We start from the raw sequence: 14,507 nt of genomic DNA on the forward strand, positions 1-14,507 counted from the left end.
GGAGCGGGTCCTCTACAGCGAGTGGGCGGGGGCGGGCTCGGCGGCGACGGGAAGGTCCGCGGCGCCGAGCGCGACCTGTCCGGGGCCGCGCCGTACGGCGCGGGCGATGAGGACGTAGTCGACGAGGGCGAGCAGCCCGAGCACGCCCGCGAAACCGACGAAGGAGGCGGTGATGTCCGCGCGGGTCAGCCCGGGGGTGAGCGCGTCGGCCACGGAGAGCTTGCCGTACACCAGCCAGGGCTGGCGGCCCGCCTCGCGGGCGAGCCAGCCGGCGATCGCCGCGAGAAACGGCAGCGGGGTCATGGCCATGAGGAGCGGGTGCAGCCAGCGCCAGCGGGCCAGCAGGTCGCGGATCAGCAGCGGCGCGAGCACGAACGTCACGGCGAACTGGACGAGCTGCCCGATCATGATCATCAGTCCGAGTGCGGTGCCGGGGACCGCCCCGTCGAACTTGCCCGGCTGGACGGACGCGACCGGCCCGAACTGGGCGTACCCGAACCCGACCGTCAGCAGCGACCCGGCGAGGGAGGTCAGCACGCCGAGGCGCAGGGAGCGGGTGAAGAACTCCCGCTCGGGGGTTCGCCGGAACAGGTGGTAGGCGGCGGCGCCCATCATGACGAACCCGCCGGCCCACAGGCCGGCGCCCACCACGTGGGGGAGCGCGAAGACGAGGGAGGGGTTGGTGAACAGCGAGCCGAAGTCGCGCAGCACGAGCCGTCCGCCCTCCTCGGCCGCGCCCGCCGGGTGCTGCAGGAAGGAGTTGGCGACCATGATGAACAGCGCCGAGGCGTACGCCGTCAGCGTCACCACCCAGATGCACGCCACATGGAGCCCGCGCGGCAGCCGGTGCCAGCCGAAGATCCACAGGCCGAGGAACGTGGACTCGAGGAAGAAGGCCAGCAGTGTTTCCAGGGCCAGCGGCGCGCCGAACACGTCGCCCGCGTAGCGCGAGAGCCCGCTCCAGCTCAGCCCGAACTGGAACTCCATCACGAGCCCGGTGACGATGCCGAGCGCGTAGTTGATCACATAGATCTGCCCCCAGAAGCGGGTCATCCGCTCGTGCAGGGGGTTCCCGCCGATGGCGTACCGCGTGTGCATGATCGCCACCAGCGGGGCCAGCCCCAGCGTGAGCACGACGAACAGGAAGTGGAGGCTCCCTGTCACGGCGAACTGCAGCCGGGCGAGGCCGACGACGTCCATAGGTCTCTCCTCGACGTCCATAAGTAGACTGCCTACATGTAGACAGCCTACATATAGAATGGGCGCGTGAAGAACCGGGATAGGCTGCGGCCGTGAACGCCGACGCGCTCCGGGGCCATATGGACGCCCTGCTGCTCTCCGTGGTGGAGCACGAGCCGCTGCACGGCTACGCGATCATCGAGGCCCTGCGCGAGCGCAGCGGCGGCGCCCTGGACGTGCCGACCGGCACGGTCTACCCCGCGCTGCGCAGGCTGGAGCGGGCCGGGCTGCTCGCCGGTGAATGGGCCTCCGACGGCGGGCGCAGGCGGCGGACCTACCGCCTCACCGACGCCGGGCGCAAGGCGCTGGCGGGGGAGCGGTCGGCCTGGCGGTCGTTCACGACCGCGATAGGGAGGGTCCTCGATCCGCTGCGCTGAGCGCGGGCACCGCCATGGTGCAGCGCAGGCAGCGCGTCGCGTGGTACAGCTGCGCCGCCGAGAGCACGTAGCTGAACAGGGCCACCGCCAGCCCGGGCAGGTAGCCGGTGAAGCCCACGGGGCCCTGCGCGGCCGCCGCCAGCGCCAGGCCCATCGCCCCGACCAGCGGGGTCTGGACCCACACGAACACGCCGAGCCACCGGGTGAGCAGCGCGGGACGGCGGAAGCGCCGCGACCCGCGCCCGAGTGCGAGCAGCGCGAGGCCGCCCACGACCCCCACGCCGAGCTGGATCAGGTCCACCGTCCTGGCCAGGAGCCCGAACCAATCCGGTTTGACCTGCTCGATCCGCGGTGTTTCGGGGAAGACCCGCCAGATCACCGCCCACAGGAACGCGGTGAGCGGCACGCTGAGGAACAGCAGCCCCGCCGTCCGCCTGCCCTGGCTCACCGCCAGTTCCGCCTGGAAACCCGGCGCGATCTCGGACACGGTCCCGAAGTCGGAGACCGCCAGGCGCTCGGCCTCGGCCCGGGGCAGGCCCTCGCTCTCGTACACCTCGGCGGCGTCCAGCAGGCTGTCGCGCGCCTCGGCCAGCAGGTCGCGCCTGGCGCCGCGCGGCCCGCGCAGCGCACGGCGCATCGACGCGACGTGCTCGTCGATCGGACCCGCGTTCGCCATCGCCCCTCCCCGTTCCGCCGCAAGGCTACGGCCGGAGGATCCGGGGGCGCATCAGGGTGGTCCCTGAGACGGTGTCAGGGGAAGGCCGGGAACCCGGGCCGAAGGTCCCGCGCCGCGCGAGCCGTACGGCACTGCCGCCACGGGCCGCCGCGCGGTGTTCTTGTGGGGTGTCGTCGTGGAGTGGTGTCGTGGAGTGGTGTCGTGGCATGGCAAGGAATGGGCCCGTGGCCGCCCCGGGGTCGGCAAAGGGCCGTACCGGCAGCACAGGGATTCGCGGATACCCTGTTCTCGGGTGCGGTCCAGCCTCCCAAAACATGGGCCTGTCCCCGCCGTCACCCGAGGTACAGACGGTGTTCCTGGGTACAGGGATGCTCGTGGGCGGTGTCGTCTGACCGTTTCGCCGCGGCAACGTCCTGTTAACCCTGTACGGCGAGACTGAGAGCGGAGAGCGAGGCGGAACGTGAACCAGCCGAAGATCGTGGTGGGCATCAACGGATCGATGGCGTCGCAGGCCGCACTGCGGTGGGCCGCCGCCGAGGGCGCGCTGCGCGGCGCGCGGGTCGAAGCGGTGTACGCCTGGGAGTGGACGGGCGGGTTGCACGCCCACTACGCGCCGATCGCCAGCCGCACCTCACGCGAGGACGAGCACGGCAGGGCGCTCGACGTCGCGGGCCAGGCCGTCGCGGAGCTCGGCGAGCGCCATGTCGAGCCGGTGGTGGTCGAGGGGCCGCCTGCGCAGGTCCTGCTGCGGGCGACCGAGGGCGCCGACCTGCTGGTGCTCGGTGCGCACGAGGCGGAGTCCGAGCCCTATCCCGTGCTCAACCCGGTCGTGTCCGCCTGCCTGCTGCGGGCCAGGTGCCCCGTCGTCGTCGTGCTGCCCGGCATGGAGCACGACCGCCGTCCCGGAATGCTCGCCGGCAGCAGATCCTGATCTGATCCCCCCGCAGGCCGGACGTCCCGCCGGTCTAGGGACTTTCCGCCCTGCCGGGCCGCGCGGCCCGCGGCGGAGCATGAAGGGTATGGAACCCAGCAGCCCGGCCGGCCGCCGCGGCATCGTCGTCGGCTACGACGGCTCCGACTTCGCCATGCAGGCGCTCGACTGGGCGATGGACGAGGCCGAGTACCGCGACACGCCCATCACGGTCAGCCACGCGTGGCGGACGCCGTACGGCGAGGCCGACGAGGAGGCGCGCAAGTCGCTGCACCACGCGGCCGAGCACGTGCTGTGGCACGGCGCCGAGTGCGCGCGGCAGTGCACGAGCGGCGTCACCGTGCGCGAGGACCTGTTCGAGGGCTCGCCCTGCGATCGGCTCGTCGCGCTGTCCGAGACGGCCGAGCTCGTCGTCGTGGGCTCGCGCGGGCTGAGCAGCGCGGCCCGGCGTGCGATGCGGCGGGTGGCGGGTTCGGTCGCGGGTCATGTGGCGACGCACGCGCTCTGCCCGGTCATCGTGGTCCGCGGCGCGGGAGCGCTGCCGCACCGCAGGCACCCCGGCCCGATCGTCGTCGGGGTCGGCGGCGGCGACGACCACGTGCTCGACTTCGCCTACCGCGAGGCCGCCCTGCGCGCGCTGTCCCTGATCGCGGTGCACGCCTGGCACTACCCGTCGGCCGCGTGGGGCGCCGGCATGGCGCCGATGGTGATGTCGGAGGTCCCGGGCAGGGACGCCGTCGAGGCGCTGGAATCCGCCGTGGCGTCCTGGCGCGCGCGGTACCCGGACGTGCACACCCTGCTCCAGCCGGTCGAGGGCGCCGTGCTCGACGTGTTGACCGGCGCGTCTCCCGGCGCGACCATGCTGGTCGTCGGGGCGACCCGCTCCAGGGGCGTGCTCGGCAGGCTCGGGTCGGTGACCCGGCCGCTGATCGACGCGGTCACCTGTCCTGTGGCCGTCGTCCACGCCTGACCGGACGGGACCGATCCACGTCGGGCCGGGACGCGCAAGGGCAGCGCGCGTACGGTGGCGAGGTCAGGTAATCGGCAAAGTCCTACAAGTTTCCGATAAAGACACTTATATGTCCTGGCGTGGGGGTGGTATCGCCCTAAAGTCCGGGGCATGCGTGCTCTATCCAGGGTCAGTTCTCCTGACCGCTTCGGCGCCCGTGCGATCGCCGTGCTCGCCGCCGCCGGCCTCCTGGCCGCCGGCGTCGCGGTCGTCTCGCCCGCGCCCGCCTCCGCCGAGCCGGGCGACGTGGTGATCAGCCAGGTGTACGGGGGAGGCGGCAACTCCGGCGCCCCCTACACCAACGACTACGTCGAGCTGTTCAACCGCAGCACGGCCACCGTCTCGCTGGACGGCTGGTCCGTCCAGTACACGAGCGCCACCGGGACCGGCCTGTTCGGCTCCCAGAAGCAGAACCTGTCGGGCTCGCTCGCTCCCGGCCGGTACCACCTCGTCCAGCTCTCCGCCGGATCGACGCCGAGCGGCGCGCTCCCGGCCCCCGACACCACCGGCACGCTCAGCCTGAGCGCCACGGCGGGCAAGGTCGCCCTGGTCCGCTCGGCCACGGGCCTGGCCTGCAACGGCGGCTCCGCACTCTGCACCCCGGAGCAGACCGCGCAGATCGCCGACCTCGTCGGGTACGGCACGGCCAACTACTACGAGGGCACGGCGGCGGCCCCGGGGCTGGGCAACGCCACCGCCGCGGTGCGCGCCGGAGGCGGCTGCGCCGACACCGACGACAACGCCGCCGACTTCGCCGTGGGCACGCCCGCGCCGCGCAACACTGCGACGCCTCCCGCGCCCTGCGGCGAGGTCTCCCCGTCGCCGTCGGCGAGTCCTTCCGCGTCCCCCTCCGCGTCTCCCTCCGTGTCGCCCTCCGTGTCGCCCTCCGTGTCGCCCTCCGCCTCGCCGTCGCCCGCCACGGACCCCTGCGAGGTGCCGGCGACCCGGCAGATCGCCGAGGTCCAGGGCAGCGGCGACGCCTCCCCGCTCGTGGGGCAGACCGTCCGGGTCGAGGGCATCGTGACCGGCGACTTCCAGGAGACCGGCCAGCAGAGCGGCTTCTACTTCCAGGACCCGACGCCCGACGCCGACCCGGCCACCTCCGACGGCCTGTTCGCGTTCGCCAGGGCGACCGTGAAGGACGTCAAGGTGGGCGACCGCGTGCTCGTCACCGGACGGGTCGTCGAGTTCAACGGGCTCACCGAGCTGTCCCCGGTCACGGCCGTGGACGTGTGCGGCACCGGCACGATCACCCCGGCGGCCTACGACCTGCCGCGGGCCACGGGCGCCACCTTCGAGCCGTACGAGAACGTGCTGGTGACGTTCCCCGAGCCGCTGACGGTCACCGACCACTACAACCTCGGCAGGTACGGCGAGGTGACGGTCGCCGCGGGCGGCAGGCTGTTCCAGCCGACCGACCGGCCCGGCGTGGACCCCGCGCTTGACGCCCGCAGGTCGCTGCTGATCGACGACGGCTCGAACACCGAGAACCCGGCCACGATCCCGTACACGACTCCGGAGGTCGTCCGGCTCGGGGACACCGCGACGGGCGTCACCGGCGTACTGAGCTACGGCTTCGGCGCCTACCGGCTGGAGCCGACCAAGCCGATCACCTTCGCGCGCACCAACCCGAGAACTCCGGCGCCCGCGCCGGTGGGCGGCAACGTCCGCGTCGCGAGCCTCAACACGCTCAACTGGTTCACCACGCTCGACTCGCGCGGCGCCGACACGGCCGAGGAGCAGCAGCGGCAGCTCACGAAGCTCATCGCCACGCTGAAGGGCCTGAACGCCGACGTGGTCGGGCTCATGGAGGTCGAGAACAACGGGCAGACCGCGCTGAACGCGCTGGTCGCCGCCCTGAACGCCGAGGTCGGCGCGGGCACGTACGCCGCCCTGGCGCACCCCTACCCGGGGACCGACGCGATCCAGGTGGCGGCGATCTACAAGCCGGCGCGGGTGAGCCCGGTGGGCGAGACGCTGTCGTCGACCGACCCCGTCTTCCGGCGTCCGCCGCTGATCCAGACCTTCCGCCGCACGGGCGGAGGCCAGCCGTTCACGCTGCTCGTCAACCACTTCAAGTCGAAGGGCTGCGACGAGGAGGCGACCGGCGGCGACATCGACCAGGGCGACGGCCAGGGCTGCTACAACGCCGAGCGCGTACGGCAGGCTACGACGGTGCTCGGCCTGATCGACTCGCTGGACCTGCCGAACCCGCTGGTGATCGGCGACCTCAACGCCTACGGCGAGGAGGAGCCGATCGGCACGCTGGAGCAGGGCGGCCTCACCAGCCTGTCCAAGCGGTTCGTCCCCGCGGCGCAGCGCTACAGCTACCTGTTCGACGGGCTGTCCGGTGAGCTCGACCACGCCATGGCCGGCAAGCAACTGGTCAAGCGGGTGACGGGGGCGACGATCTGGCACGTCAACGCCGACGAGCCGCGCATCCTCGACTACAACCTGGAGTTCAACCCGCGGAGCCTGTACCGGCCCGACGCGTTCCGCTCCTCCGACCACGACCCGCTGCTGATCGGGCTCGACCTGCCCGGCGGCAAGCACTGACGACCCGCGCGAGAAGGGGCCCCCGGCGACGGGGGTCCCTTCTCCTATTTCGCGTCGGGATCGACGAAGTCCCGCTTGGTCGCCGGCGGTTCGCCCGGCTCGCCGCCCACACGGGGGTGGCGCAGGTCGAAGGCGGGCCGCTCGGAGCGGATCGGCGGGATGGAGACGAAGTTGTGGCGCGGCGGCGGGCACGACGTCGCCCATTCGAGCGAGTTGGCCGACCCCCACGGGTCGTCCACCGTCACCTTCTCCCCGTGCCGCACGGTCCACCAGAGGTTGTAGAGGAACGGCAGCGTGGACAGCCCGAGCAGGAACGCGCCCACACTCGACACCTGGTGCATCCAGGTGAAGCCGTCGCTGGCCGCGTAGTCGCCGTACCGCCGCGGCATGCCCTGCGAGCCGAGCCAGTGCTGGATGAGGAACGTCATGTGGAAGCCGATGAACAGCATCCAGAAGTGGATCTTCCCGAGCCGTTCGTTCAGCATCCTCCCGGTGAACTTCGGCCACCAGAAGTAGAAGCCCGAGAACATCGCGAAGACGACGGTGCCGAAGACCACGTAGTGGAAGTGCGCCACGACGAAGTAGCTGTCGGTGACGTGGAAGTCGAGCGGCGGCGACGCCAGGATCACCCCGGTGAGCCCGCCGAGCAGGAACGTCACGAGGAAGCCGACCGCCCACAGCATCGGCGTCTCGAACGAGAGATGGCCCCGCCACATGGTGCCGGTCCAGTTGAAGAACTTCACGCCCGTGGGCACGGCGATCAGGAACGTCATCAGCGAGAAGAACGGCAGCAGCACGCGCCCGGTGGCGAACATGTGGTGCGCCCAGACGGTCATCGACAGACCCGTGATCGCGATCGTCGCGCCGACCATGCCGACGTACCCGAACAGCGGCTTGCGGCTGAAGACGGGGATCACCTCGGTGACGATGCCGAAGAACGGCAGCGCGATGATGTAGACCTCCGGATGGCCGAAGAACCAGAACAGGTGCTGCCACAGCAGCGGCCCGCCGGTCTGCGGATCGTAGATGTGCGCGCCGAACTTGCGGTCGATCTCCAGGGCCAGCAGCGCGGCGGCGAGCACGGGGAAGGCCAGCAGCACGAGGATCGAGGTGAAGAACACGTTCCAGGTGAAGATCGGCATCCGGAACATCGTCATGCCGGGGGCGCGCATGCACATGATCGTCGTGATGAAGTTGACCGAGCCGAGGATCGTCCCGAGTCCGGACAGGGCCAGGCCCATGATCCACAGGTCCGCGCCGAGTTGCGGCGTGTAGGCCGTGTGCGCCAGCGGCGTGTAGGCCGTCCAGCCGAACGTCGGCGCACCGCCCGCGAGCGAGGCCGCCAGCACCATGAGGCCGCCGAAGAGGAACAGCCAGTAGCTCGCCATGTTGAGCCTGGGGAACGCCACGTCGGGCGCGCCGATCTGCAGGGGCATCACCGCGTTGGCGAACCCGGCGAACAGCGGCGTCGCGAACAGCAGCAGCATGACGCTGCCGTGCAGCGTGAAGAGCTGGTTGTACTGCTGCAGGGTGACGAACTGCATGCCGGGCTCGAGGAGCTCCGCCCGGATGACCATGGCCTCCAGGCCGCCGATGATGAAGAACACGAACGCGGTGATCATGTAGAGGTTGCCGATCACCTTGTGGTCCGTGCTCGACATCCAGGTGGTGATCCGGCCCCCGGGCCCTTTCGGGACCGTCAGATCGGTCGGCCGTACGGCGTGAGTCGTCATCCGGGTGCTCCTTCTACATCAAGAAGGTGTCTCCTGCCCAGTCACGCGAGTGGTGTCGCGAAATGGAATGCTGGGATCGTCCGGCTGGTTATGCCCGCTGAAGACCGAGCGAAAGGAGTCGCCCGTGGCGACCATCGAGGTAACCGAGAAGAACTTCAACGACATCGCCGACAATGGCATCGTACTGCTGGATTTCTGGGCGTCCTGGTGCGGCCCCTGCCGCTCGTTCGCCCCGATCTTCGAAAAGGCGTCCGAGGAGCACGCGGACATCACCTTCGGGAAGATCGACACCGAGGCGCAGCCGGCCCTGTCGGAGGGCTTTGAGATCAGTGCGATTCCGACAATTATGGCGATTCGTGACGGCATCGTGGTGTTCGCCCAGCCGGGCGCGCTGCCCGCGCCGGCGCTCGAGGACCTGATCCGCCAGTTGCGGGCGCTCGACATGGACGCCATCCGCGCCCAGATCGAGGCCGAGGCCAAGAACAGCTGAGGAGCCGCCCGGCAGACGAGACCGCCGTCACCCGGTCCGAGTGATCGGAGGGCGACGGCGGTGTCAGTGTGTGCGCGCCCGCGGCGCGCCGGTCAGCTCGACCGGTACAGCTCGGCGACGCGGAAGGCGAGGTCGAGCGACTGGCCGCGGTTGAGGCGGGGGTCGCAGGCGGTCTCGTACCGCAGCGCCAGATCCTCCTCCACGATCGCGTGCCCGCCGCCCACGCACTCGGTGACGTCGTCGCCGGTGAACTCGATGTGGATGCCGCCGGGGTGGGTGCCGAGCGCGTGGTGGACCTCGAAGAACCCGGCGACCTCGTCGAGCACGTCGTCGAGGCGGCGGGTCTTGTGCCCGCTCGGCGCCTCGAAGGTGTTGCCGTGCATCGGGTCGCACACCCAGGCCACGGTGGCGCCGCTGGCGTTGACCTTCTCCACCAGCGTCGGCAGCGCGTCGCGGACCCTGCCCGCGCCCATCCGCGTGATGAAGGTGAGCCGGCCGGGCTCGTTGTCCGGGTTCAGCTTGTCGATCAGCGCGAGGGCCTCTTCCGGCGTGGTGGTCGGGCCGAGCTTCACGCCGATCGGGTTGCGGATGCGGCTGAAGAACTCCACGTGGGCGCCGTCGAGCTGCCGGGTGCGCTCGCCGATCCACACCATGTGCGCCGACACGTCGTACGGCAGGCCCGTACGGGAGTCGATCCGGGTGAGTGCCTGGTCGTAGTCGAGGATCAGGGCCTCGTGGGAGGAGTAGAACTCCACGGTGTGGAACTCCTCGGGGTCGGCCCCGCAGGCCCGCATGAACGCCAGCGCCTGGTCGATCTCGCGGGCCAGCTGCTCGTAGCGCCGCCCGGCCGGGGACTCCGCGACGAAGTCCTGGTTCCAGGCGTGGACCTGGCGCAGGTCGGCGTAGCCGCCCTTGGTGAAGGCCCGCGCGAGGTTCAGCGTGCTCGCCGAGGAGTGGTAGGCCCGCAGCAGCCGGTTCGGGTCGGGACGGCGGGCCTCGGGGGTGAAGTCGAACCCGTTGACCATGTCGCCCCGGTAGGCCGGCAGCTCGACGCCGTCGCGGGTCTCCGTGGGCTTGGACCGCGGCTTGGCGAACTGCCCGGCGAGCCGGCCGATCTTGACGACCGGGACGCGGCCCGCGTAGGTCAGCACGATCGCCATCTGAAGCAGCGTCTTGAGCTTGTTGCGCACGTTCTCCGCAGTCGCGCCCGCGAAGGTCTCCGCGCAGTCGCCGCCCTGCAGGACGAACGCCTCGCCCCGCGCCACGGCGGCCATGCGGTCCTTGAGCTGGTCGCACTCGCCGGCGAACACCAGCGGGGGCAGGGACGTCAGCTCCGCCACGACCTTGTCCAGTTCGCCGCGGTCGGGCCAGTCCGGCTGCTGGGCCGCGGGCAGGTCACGCCAGGTGGCCAGGGCACGCGAGGTGTCGGGGTTTGATGCGCTCACGGTCACCAAGGTTATTGCACCCCGTCCTGTGCGGCTCCCTCCCTGTCCACTTGCTGAGATCTTTTTTCTTGCGCGGGAAGCCGCACATGCTCGGGCAGCACGCCGAGCCCGATGAAGCGGGGCAGCAGCGAGCGCACCACCGGTACGCGGGTGAGGTCGGGTATCCGCGCCACCGGCCCGGTGAGGGCGGGCCTGATGAGCCGCTCCTGCACCACCCGCTGCGCGGCCTGGACGACGGCCGTGGGCGCCTTCCTGCGCCGCTCCACCCGCGCCAGCAGCGCCGCGGGGGCCTCGCCGCGGCGCAGGGCGGGCCCGACGATGTTGGCGGTCGCGACGGCGTCCTGCACGGCGAGGTTGATCCCGACGCCGAAGACCGGCGACATCGCGTGGGCCGCATCGCCGATCAGCAGCAGCCCGGGCAGGTGCCAGCGGGTCAGCCGGTTCAGCTCGACGCTCAGCACGCCCACCTCGTCGAAGCCGCGCAGCTCGGACGTCCTGCCGGCGAGGAAGGGCAGCAGCCGTCCGACCTCGCGGCGCAGCCCGTCGACGCCCCCGTCCCGCAGCGCGGCGAAGCCGCCCTTCGGGATGACGTAGGCGAGCTGCCAGTACGTCTCCCTGTTGATCGCGACCATGAGCCGCCCCGCCGAGGTCCGCAGGAACGGCTCCCCCGGGTCGTCCGCCGCGCGCGGCAGCCGGAACCAGACGACGTCCATCGGCGCGCCGAACCGCTTCGGCGAAAGACCCGCCGCCCGCCGCAGGTCGGAGTGCCTGCCGTCCGCGGCGACCGTGAGCAGCGCCCTGATCTCGTGCTCCTCGCCCCGCTCGTCGCGGTAGCGCACGCCACGGATCGCGCCGTCGCTCCGTACGAGATCGGTGACCGTGGCGTTCATCAGGAGGCGGAAGCCCGGGTAGGCGCGCGCCTCACGGGTGAGGAGGTCGAGGAAGTCCCACTGCGGGACGAAGGCGATGTACCGATACTTGCCCGGCAGGCGCCGCAGGTCGGAGATGGGCACCTCGGCGTCGTCGGTCCTGACCGACATGGTGTGCGCCTTGCGGTGCGGCAGCCGGTGGAACGCCTCGGACAGCCCGATCTCGTCCAGCACCTGGAGGGTCGAGGGATGGATGGTGTCGCCGCGGAAGTCACGCAGGAAGTCCGCGTGCTTCTCCAGCAGAGTGACGTCGACGCCCGCGCGGGCCAGGAGCAGCGCGAGCATCGCCCCCGCGGGCCCGCCGCCCGCGATCACGCATGTGGTCTCCATAATTCATCACCCGCTGAAATCATCTCACGCGGCGGGCCGGGCCGCCAGGGCCGGCCCCGGTGGGCCTACCGCGGCGCACACGGGACCCGCTACGTTGTGATCAATGGAGTCGGCCTTCGGGAGTCCGCTGTGAGTGCTCGTGTCACCAGCCTGCCGCGCGTCGCGGCCGGGGCGATGGTCCTGTCCCTCGTGGCGTCGCTGACCGTGGGAGCCCCCGCGGCGCTCGCCGCGAGCCCCGGCTCCGAGCCGCACACCGGCAACGTGCGCGGCTCGGAGTCCCTCACGCTGGAGGCCTGACCTCCGGCGCGCGTGGCGTCAGACGTGGGCGGGATTGCGCGACCCCGCCCGCAGCACGTCCAGGCAGGCGGCCAGTGACCGCGTGGTGACGTCCCTGGTGGAGGCGTAGGCCTCCTCCGGATACTGCCGCGGGCCCTCTTCCACCAGCATGATCAGGTAGAGGTAGGCGCGGTAGAGGGTGATGCGGATCCGGGCGGCGTGGTCGAGCCGCACCGGGCCGGCCTCCTGCCGGTACCCGGCGAGCATCGGGTCGTCCTCGCGCAGCTCGCCGAAGATGGTGGGCGTGACGAAGTCGGCGAGGGGGTCGCCCCAGAAGGCCCTCTCGTGGTCGATGAGCGCCTGGACGCGCCTGTCGCCGTCCAGGAACACGTTGCCGGGCCACAGGTCGAAGTGCACCAGCGACGGCGTGGTGACCTGGTCGAGGACGTGCGCGTTCATGTGGACGAGCCCGACGATCTCCACGATGGTCGCCGGGAGCCGGGTGTTGTAGTGGACGGCGTCGTCGAGCAGGGCGCCGATCATGACGAGGAACGCCTCCCGCCACGTCTGGCCGGTCAGCCCGGCGTACGGGTAGCCGAAGACGCCCGTGCCGGGGACGGCGTGCAGGCGGGCGAGGTGGCGGCCGAGCTGGAACCGCAGCGCGCCCTCCTCCGCGGGGGTGACCTTCGTCCGGTTCCAGGGAACCCCGTCCAGCGCCGACAGGATGAGGTAGTCCCCGCCCAGCACCGGATCGTCGAACGACGCCTTCAGCAGTTCGGGCATCGGCAGCCCCGTGGGCCCGGCGAGGTGGTAGACCATCGCCTCGGTGCGCAGCAGGTGCCGCTCGTAGGCCAGCAACCGCAGGTCGGGCGGCGGCCCGAGCTTGAGCACCGCCTCACGTCCGTCGTCGAGGCCGAGCCGCCACACGGCGTTGGCGAAACCGTCGTTGAGCTCCTCCGACGAGGTCAGCCCGCAGCCCAGCGCGTCGCGGGCGACCTTGTCGAGTTGCGCGGGGGACAACCGCCTCTTCGTCCTGCTGTCCATTCGGTCTTCTCAGTCTTCCCGGGTCGGAGTGGTGACCGCGATGGTCCACGTGGCCTCGTGCTTGTCCCCCGGCTGCAAAACGATCAGGTCGGTGCCCGAGTTGAACGCGTCGGGCGGGCAGGTCATGGGCTCCACGGCCAGTCCCCTGTGGCCGAGCCCCGTGCCGGTGCAGATCTGGACCCACGGCATCACCGCCGGGTCCCAGGTGAGCTCCACCCCGCCCTCGGGCCCGAGCGCGCGCACCCGTCCCTCCGTCACGCCCGTGTAGGCGTGGTCGACGGCGGTGTCCCCGATCACCCGCGGCGTACGGAAGTCGTACGGCGTCCCCGTGACGTCCACCAGGTCGGTGGGGGCGAGCAGGTCGTCGGTGAGCAGCACCCGCCCGGCCGGCAGGCCGAGCTCGTAGGCGGTGACGTCCGGCCCCGCCAGCAACCACGGGTGCGGCCCGCAGCCGTACGGCGCCGCCGTGTCGCCCACGTTCTGCGCCGTCAGCGTGGTCGACAGGCCGTCCTCGGACACCGCGTGCCGCACTTCGAGGGCGATCCGGTGCGGATAGCCCTCGGTCGGCTCCACGACGTGCGTCAGCCGTACGTGGCCGTGGTGGTCCTCCACCGACAGCAGCTCCGCGCACTCCCAGTCGAGTCCCGCGACGAGGCCGTGCAGGGCGTGGCCGCGGTCGGGCTCGTTCACCGGGAGGTGCCGGCGCTGCCCCTCGAAGACGTACGTGCCGCCGACCACGCGGTTGGGCCAGGGGGCGAGGACGGTGCCGCTGTAGTAGGGCACAGGACCGCCCTCGGGCCAGCTCGTCACCAGGTCGCGGCCCTCGTGGCGCAGCACCCGGAGGGCGCCGCCCCGCTCGCTGATCGTGGCCTGGTAACCACCGCCGGCAATCGTGTAATCGGGCACGGGGGAGTCCTCTCGCTGACGCATCGTCAAGAAGCGGGTCATCTGACCGTATGCAGGGACCTTATCCCAGCTCATCGCCCTTGATCCAAGCGGGGTGAAAGGTCAGTGGGAGCGCTCCCATAACCGGTAAAGCTAAGTCTTTTCGACGGACGCGTCAACTTAATCCCGTGATTATGGCCAGGATCGGTATAAAGACTCCGATTTGCCGCGAGGCGGGTCTCGCGTGCACGTGCATGGGCCATCGCCCACCGATCCGACCTGAAACTTTCACCCTCACCTGCCCGGCCGCCCACCCCCGTGATCTTGTAGTTTGTCGCACGCGCGGCTTCGACCAGCGGATTCCCTCTTCGTGATCTTGCGGCAGAGAGGCCTGTGGCTCGCTGACCAGCCACAACAGGCATCGTGATCTTGCACTGCATGATCACGATGCCTGTTCGCGCAGGTCGCGCGGCGGAGGTGCCAGACCATGCAAGATCACGGTAGGCATGGGTGCTGGTCAGCCCAGGGTGGCGCGACAAACTGCAAGATCACGAAAGGAATGTGTGCTGGTGCGCCGCGGCGGTGCG

General features: G+C 71.0%; 13 protein-coding genes. 6 read left to right on the top strand and 7 right to left on the bottom strand.

Translation table 11 applies throughout. The features are described from left to right. Positions 1–12 precede the first annotated feature (12 nt). Complete coding sequence (locus HHX31_RS06725) at positions 13–1,200, bottom strand: cytochrome ubiquinol oxidase subunit I (protein WP_169946148.1); 1,188 nt, start codon at positions 1,198–1,200, stop codon at positions 13–15. Positions 1,201–1,292: 92 nt separating this feature from the next. Here HHX31_RS06725 and HHX31_RS06730 point away from each other — a divergent pair, with 92 nt between their 5' ends. Beyond that, complete coding sequence (locus tag HHX31_RS06730; protein ID WP_169946150.1) at positions 1,293–1,616, top strand: helix-turn-helix transcriptional regulator; 324 nt, start codon at positions 1,293–1,295, stop codon at positions 1,614–1,616. Here the strand turns inward: HHX31_RS06730 and HHX31_RS33560 are convergent. Beyond that, positions 1,576–2,292, bottom strand: a complete 717-nt coding sequence (locus HHX31_RS33560; protein WP_211589368.1) for a permease prefix domain 1-containing protein — start codon at positions 2,290–2,292, stop codon at positions 1,576–1,578. The genes HHX31_RS06730 and HHX31_RS33560 overlap by 41 nt on opposite strands. A gap of 460 nt (positions 2,293–2,752) precedes the next feature. Between HHX31_RS33560 and HHX31_RS06740 the strand changes: the two genes are divergently transcribed. The 3 genes from HHX31_RS06740 (at position 2,753) to HHX31_RS06750 (ending at position 6,788) form a co-directional block, all read left to right on the top strand. Further along, entirely contained in the window at positions 2,753–3,223 is a 471-nt protein-coding gene (locus HHX31_RS06740) for a universal stress protein (protein WP_169946152.1), read from the top strand. Positions 3,224–3,311: 88 nt separating this feature from the next. Then, entirely contained in the window at positions 3,312–4,193 is an 882-nt protein-coding gene (locus HHX31_RS06745) for a universal stress protein (RefSeq protein ID WP_169946154.1), read from the top strand. A gap of 150 nt (positions 4,194–4,343) precedes the next feature. Beyond that, complete coding sequence (locus tag HHX31_RS06750) at positions 4,344–6,788, top strand: ExeM/NucH family extracellular endonuclease (RefSeq protein ID WP_169946156.1); 2,445 nt, start codon at positions 4,344–4,346, stop codon at positions 6,786–6,788. A gap of 44 nt (positions 6,789–6,832) precedes the next feature. Here HHX31_RS06750 and ctaD read toward each other — a convergent pair whose 3' ends face one another. Beyond that, positions 6,833–8,521, bottom strand: coding sequence for a cytochrome c oxidase subunit I (gene ctaD / locus HHX31_RS06755; protein ID WP_169946158.1), 1,689 nt, complete (start codon positions 8,519–8,521; stop codon positions 6,833–6,835). Positions 8,522–8,645: 124 nt separating this feature from the next. Here ctaD and HHX31_RS06760 point away from each other — a divergent pair, with 124 nt between their 5' ends. Then, positions 8,646–9,011 (top strand): thioredoxin domain-containing protein, encoded by a 366-nt coding sequence (locus tag HHX31_RS06760; protein WP_169946160.1) that lies wholly within the window; start codon positions 8,646–8,648, stop codon positions 9,009–9,011. Between the two features lie 92 nt (positions 9,012–9,103). Here HHX31_RS06760 and HHX31_RS06765 read toward each other — a convergent pair whose 3' ends face one another. Both HHX31_RS06765 and HHX31_RS06770 read right to left on the bottom strand, forming a co-directional pair. Beyond that, complete coding sequence (locus HHX31_RS06765; protein ID WP_169946162.1) at positions 9,104–10,456, bottom strand: class II 3-deoxy-7-phosphoheptulonate synthase; 1,353 nt, start codon at positions 10,454–10,456, stop codon at positions 9,104–9,106. Between the two features lie 11 nt (positions 10,457–10,467). Continuing rightward, a complete protein-coding gene (locus tag HHX31_RS06770; protein WP_169946164.1) occupies positions 10,468–11,715 on the bottom strand; it encodes an FAD-dependent oxidoreductase in 1,248 nt (415 codons plus the stop codon). A 129-nt stretch (positions 11,716–11,844) separates the two neighbouring features. On the opposite strand from HHX31_RS06770, the gene HHX31_RS06775 reads away from it, so the two are divergent. Next, the gene (locus HHX31_RS06775) at positions 11,845–12,012 is read left to right on the top strand and encodes a hypothetical protein (RefSeq protein ID WP_169946166.1); all 168 of its coding nucleotides are present in this window, start codon (positions 11,845–11,847) and stop codon (positions 12,010–12,012) included. A gap of 18 nt (positions 12,013–12,030) precedes the next feature. Here HHX31_RS06775 and HHX31_RS06780 read toward each other — a convergent pair whose 3' ends face one another. Beyond that, positions 12,031–13,035 carry a phosphotransferase family protein gene (locus HHX31_RS06780; RefSeq protein ID WP_169946168.1) on the bottom strand — a complete coding sequence of 335 codons (1,005 nt, stop codon included), beginning with the start codon at positions 13,033–13,035 and terminating at the stop codon, positions 12,031–12,033. A 9-nt stretch (positions 13,036–13,044) separates the two neighbouring features. Further along, entirely contained in the window at positions 13,045–13,941 is an 897-nt protein-coding gene (locus tag HHX31_RS06785; protein WP_311931630.1) for an aldose 1-epimerase family protein, read from the bottom strand. Positions 13,942–14,507: the final 566 nt, after the last annotated feature.

It is taken from the genome of Microbispora sp. H11081, assembly GCF_012999535.1.
Taxonomy (GTDB): Bacteria; Actinomycetota; Actinomycetes; order Streptosporangiales; family Streptosporangiaceae; genus Microbispora.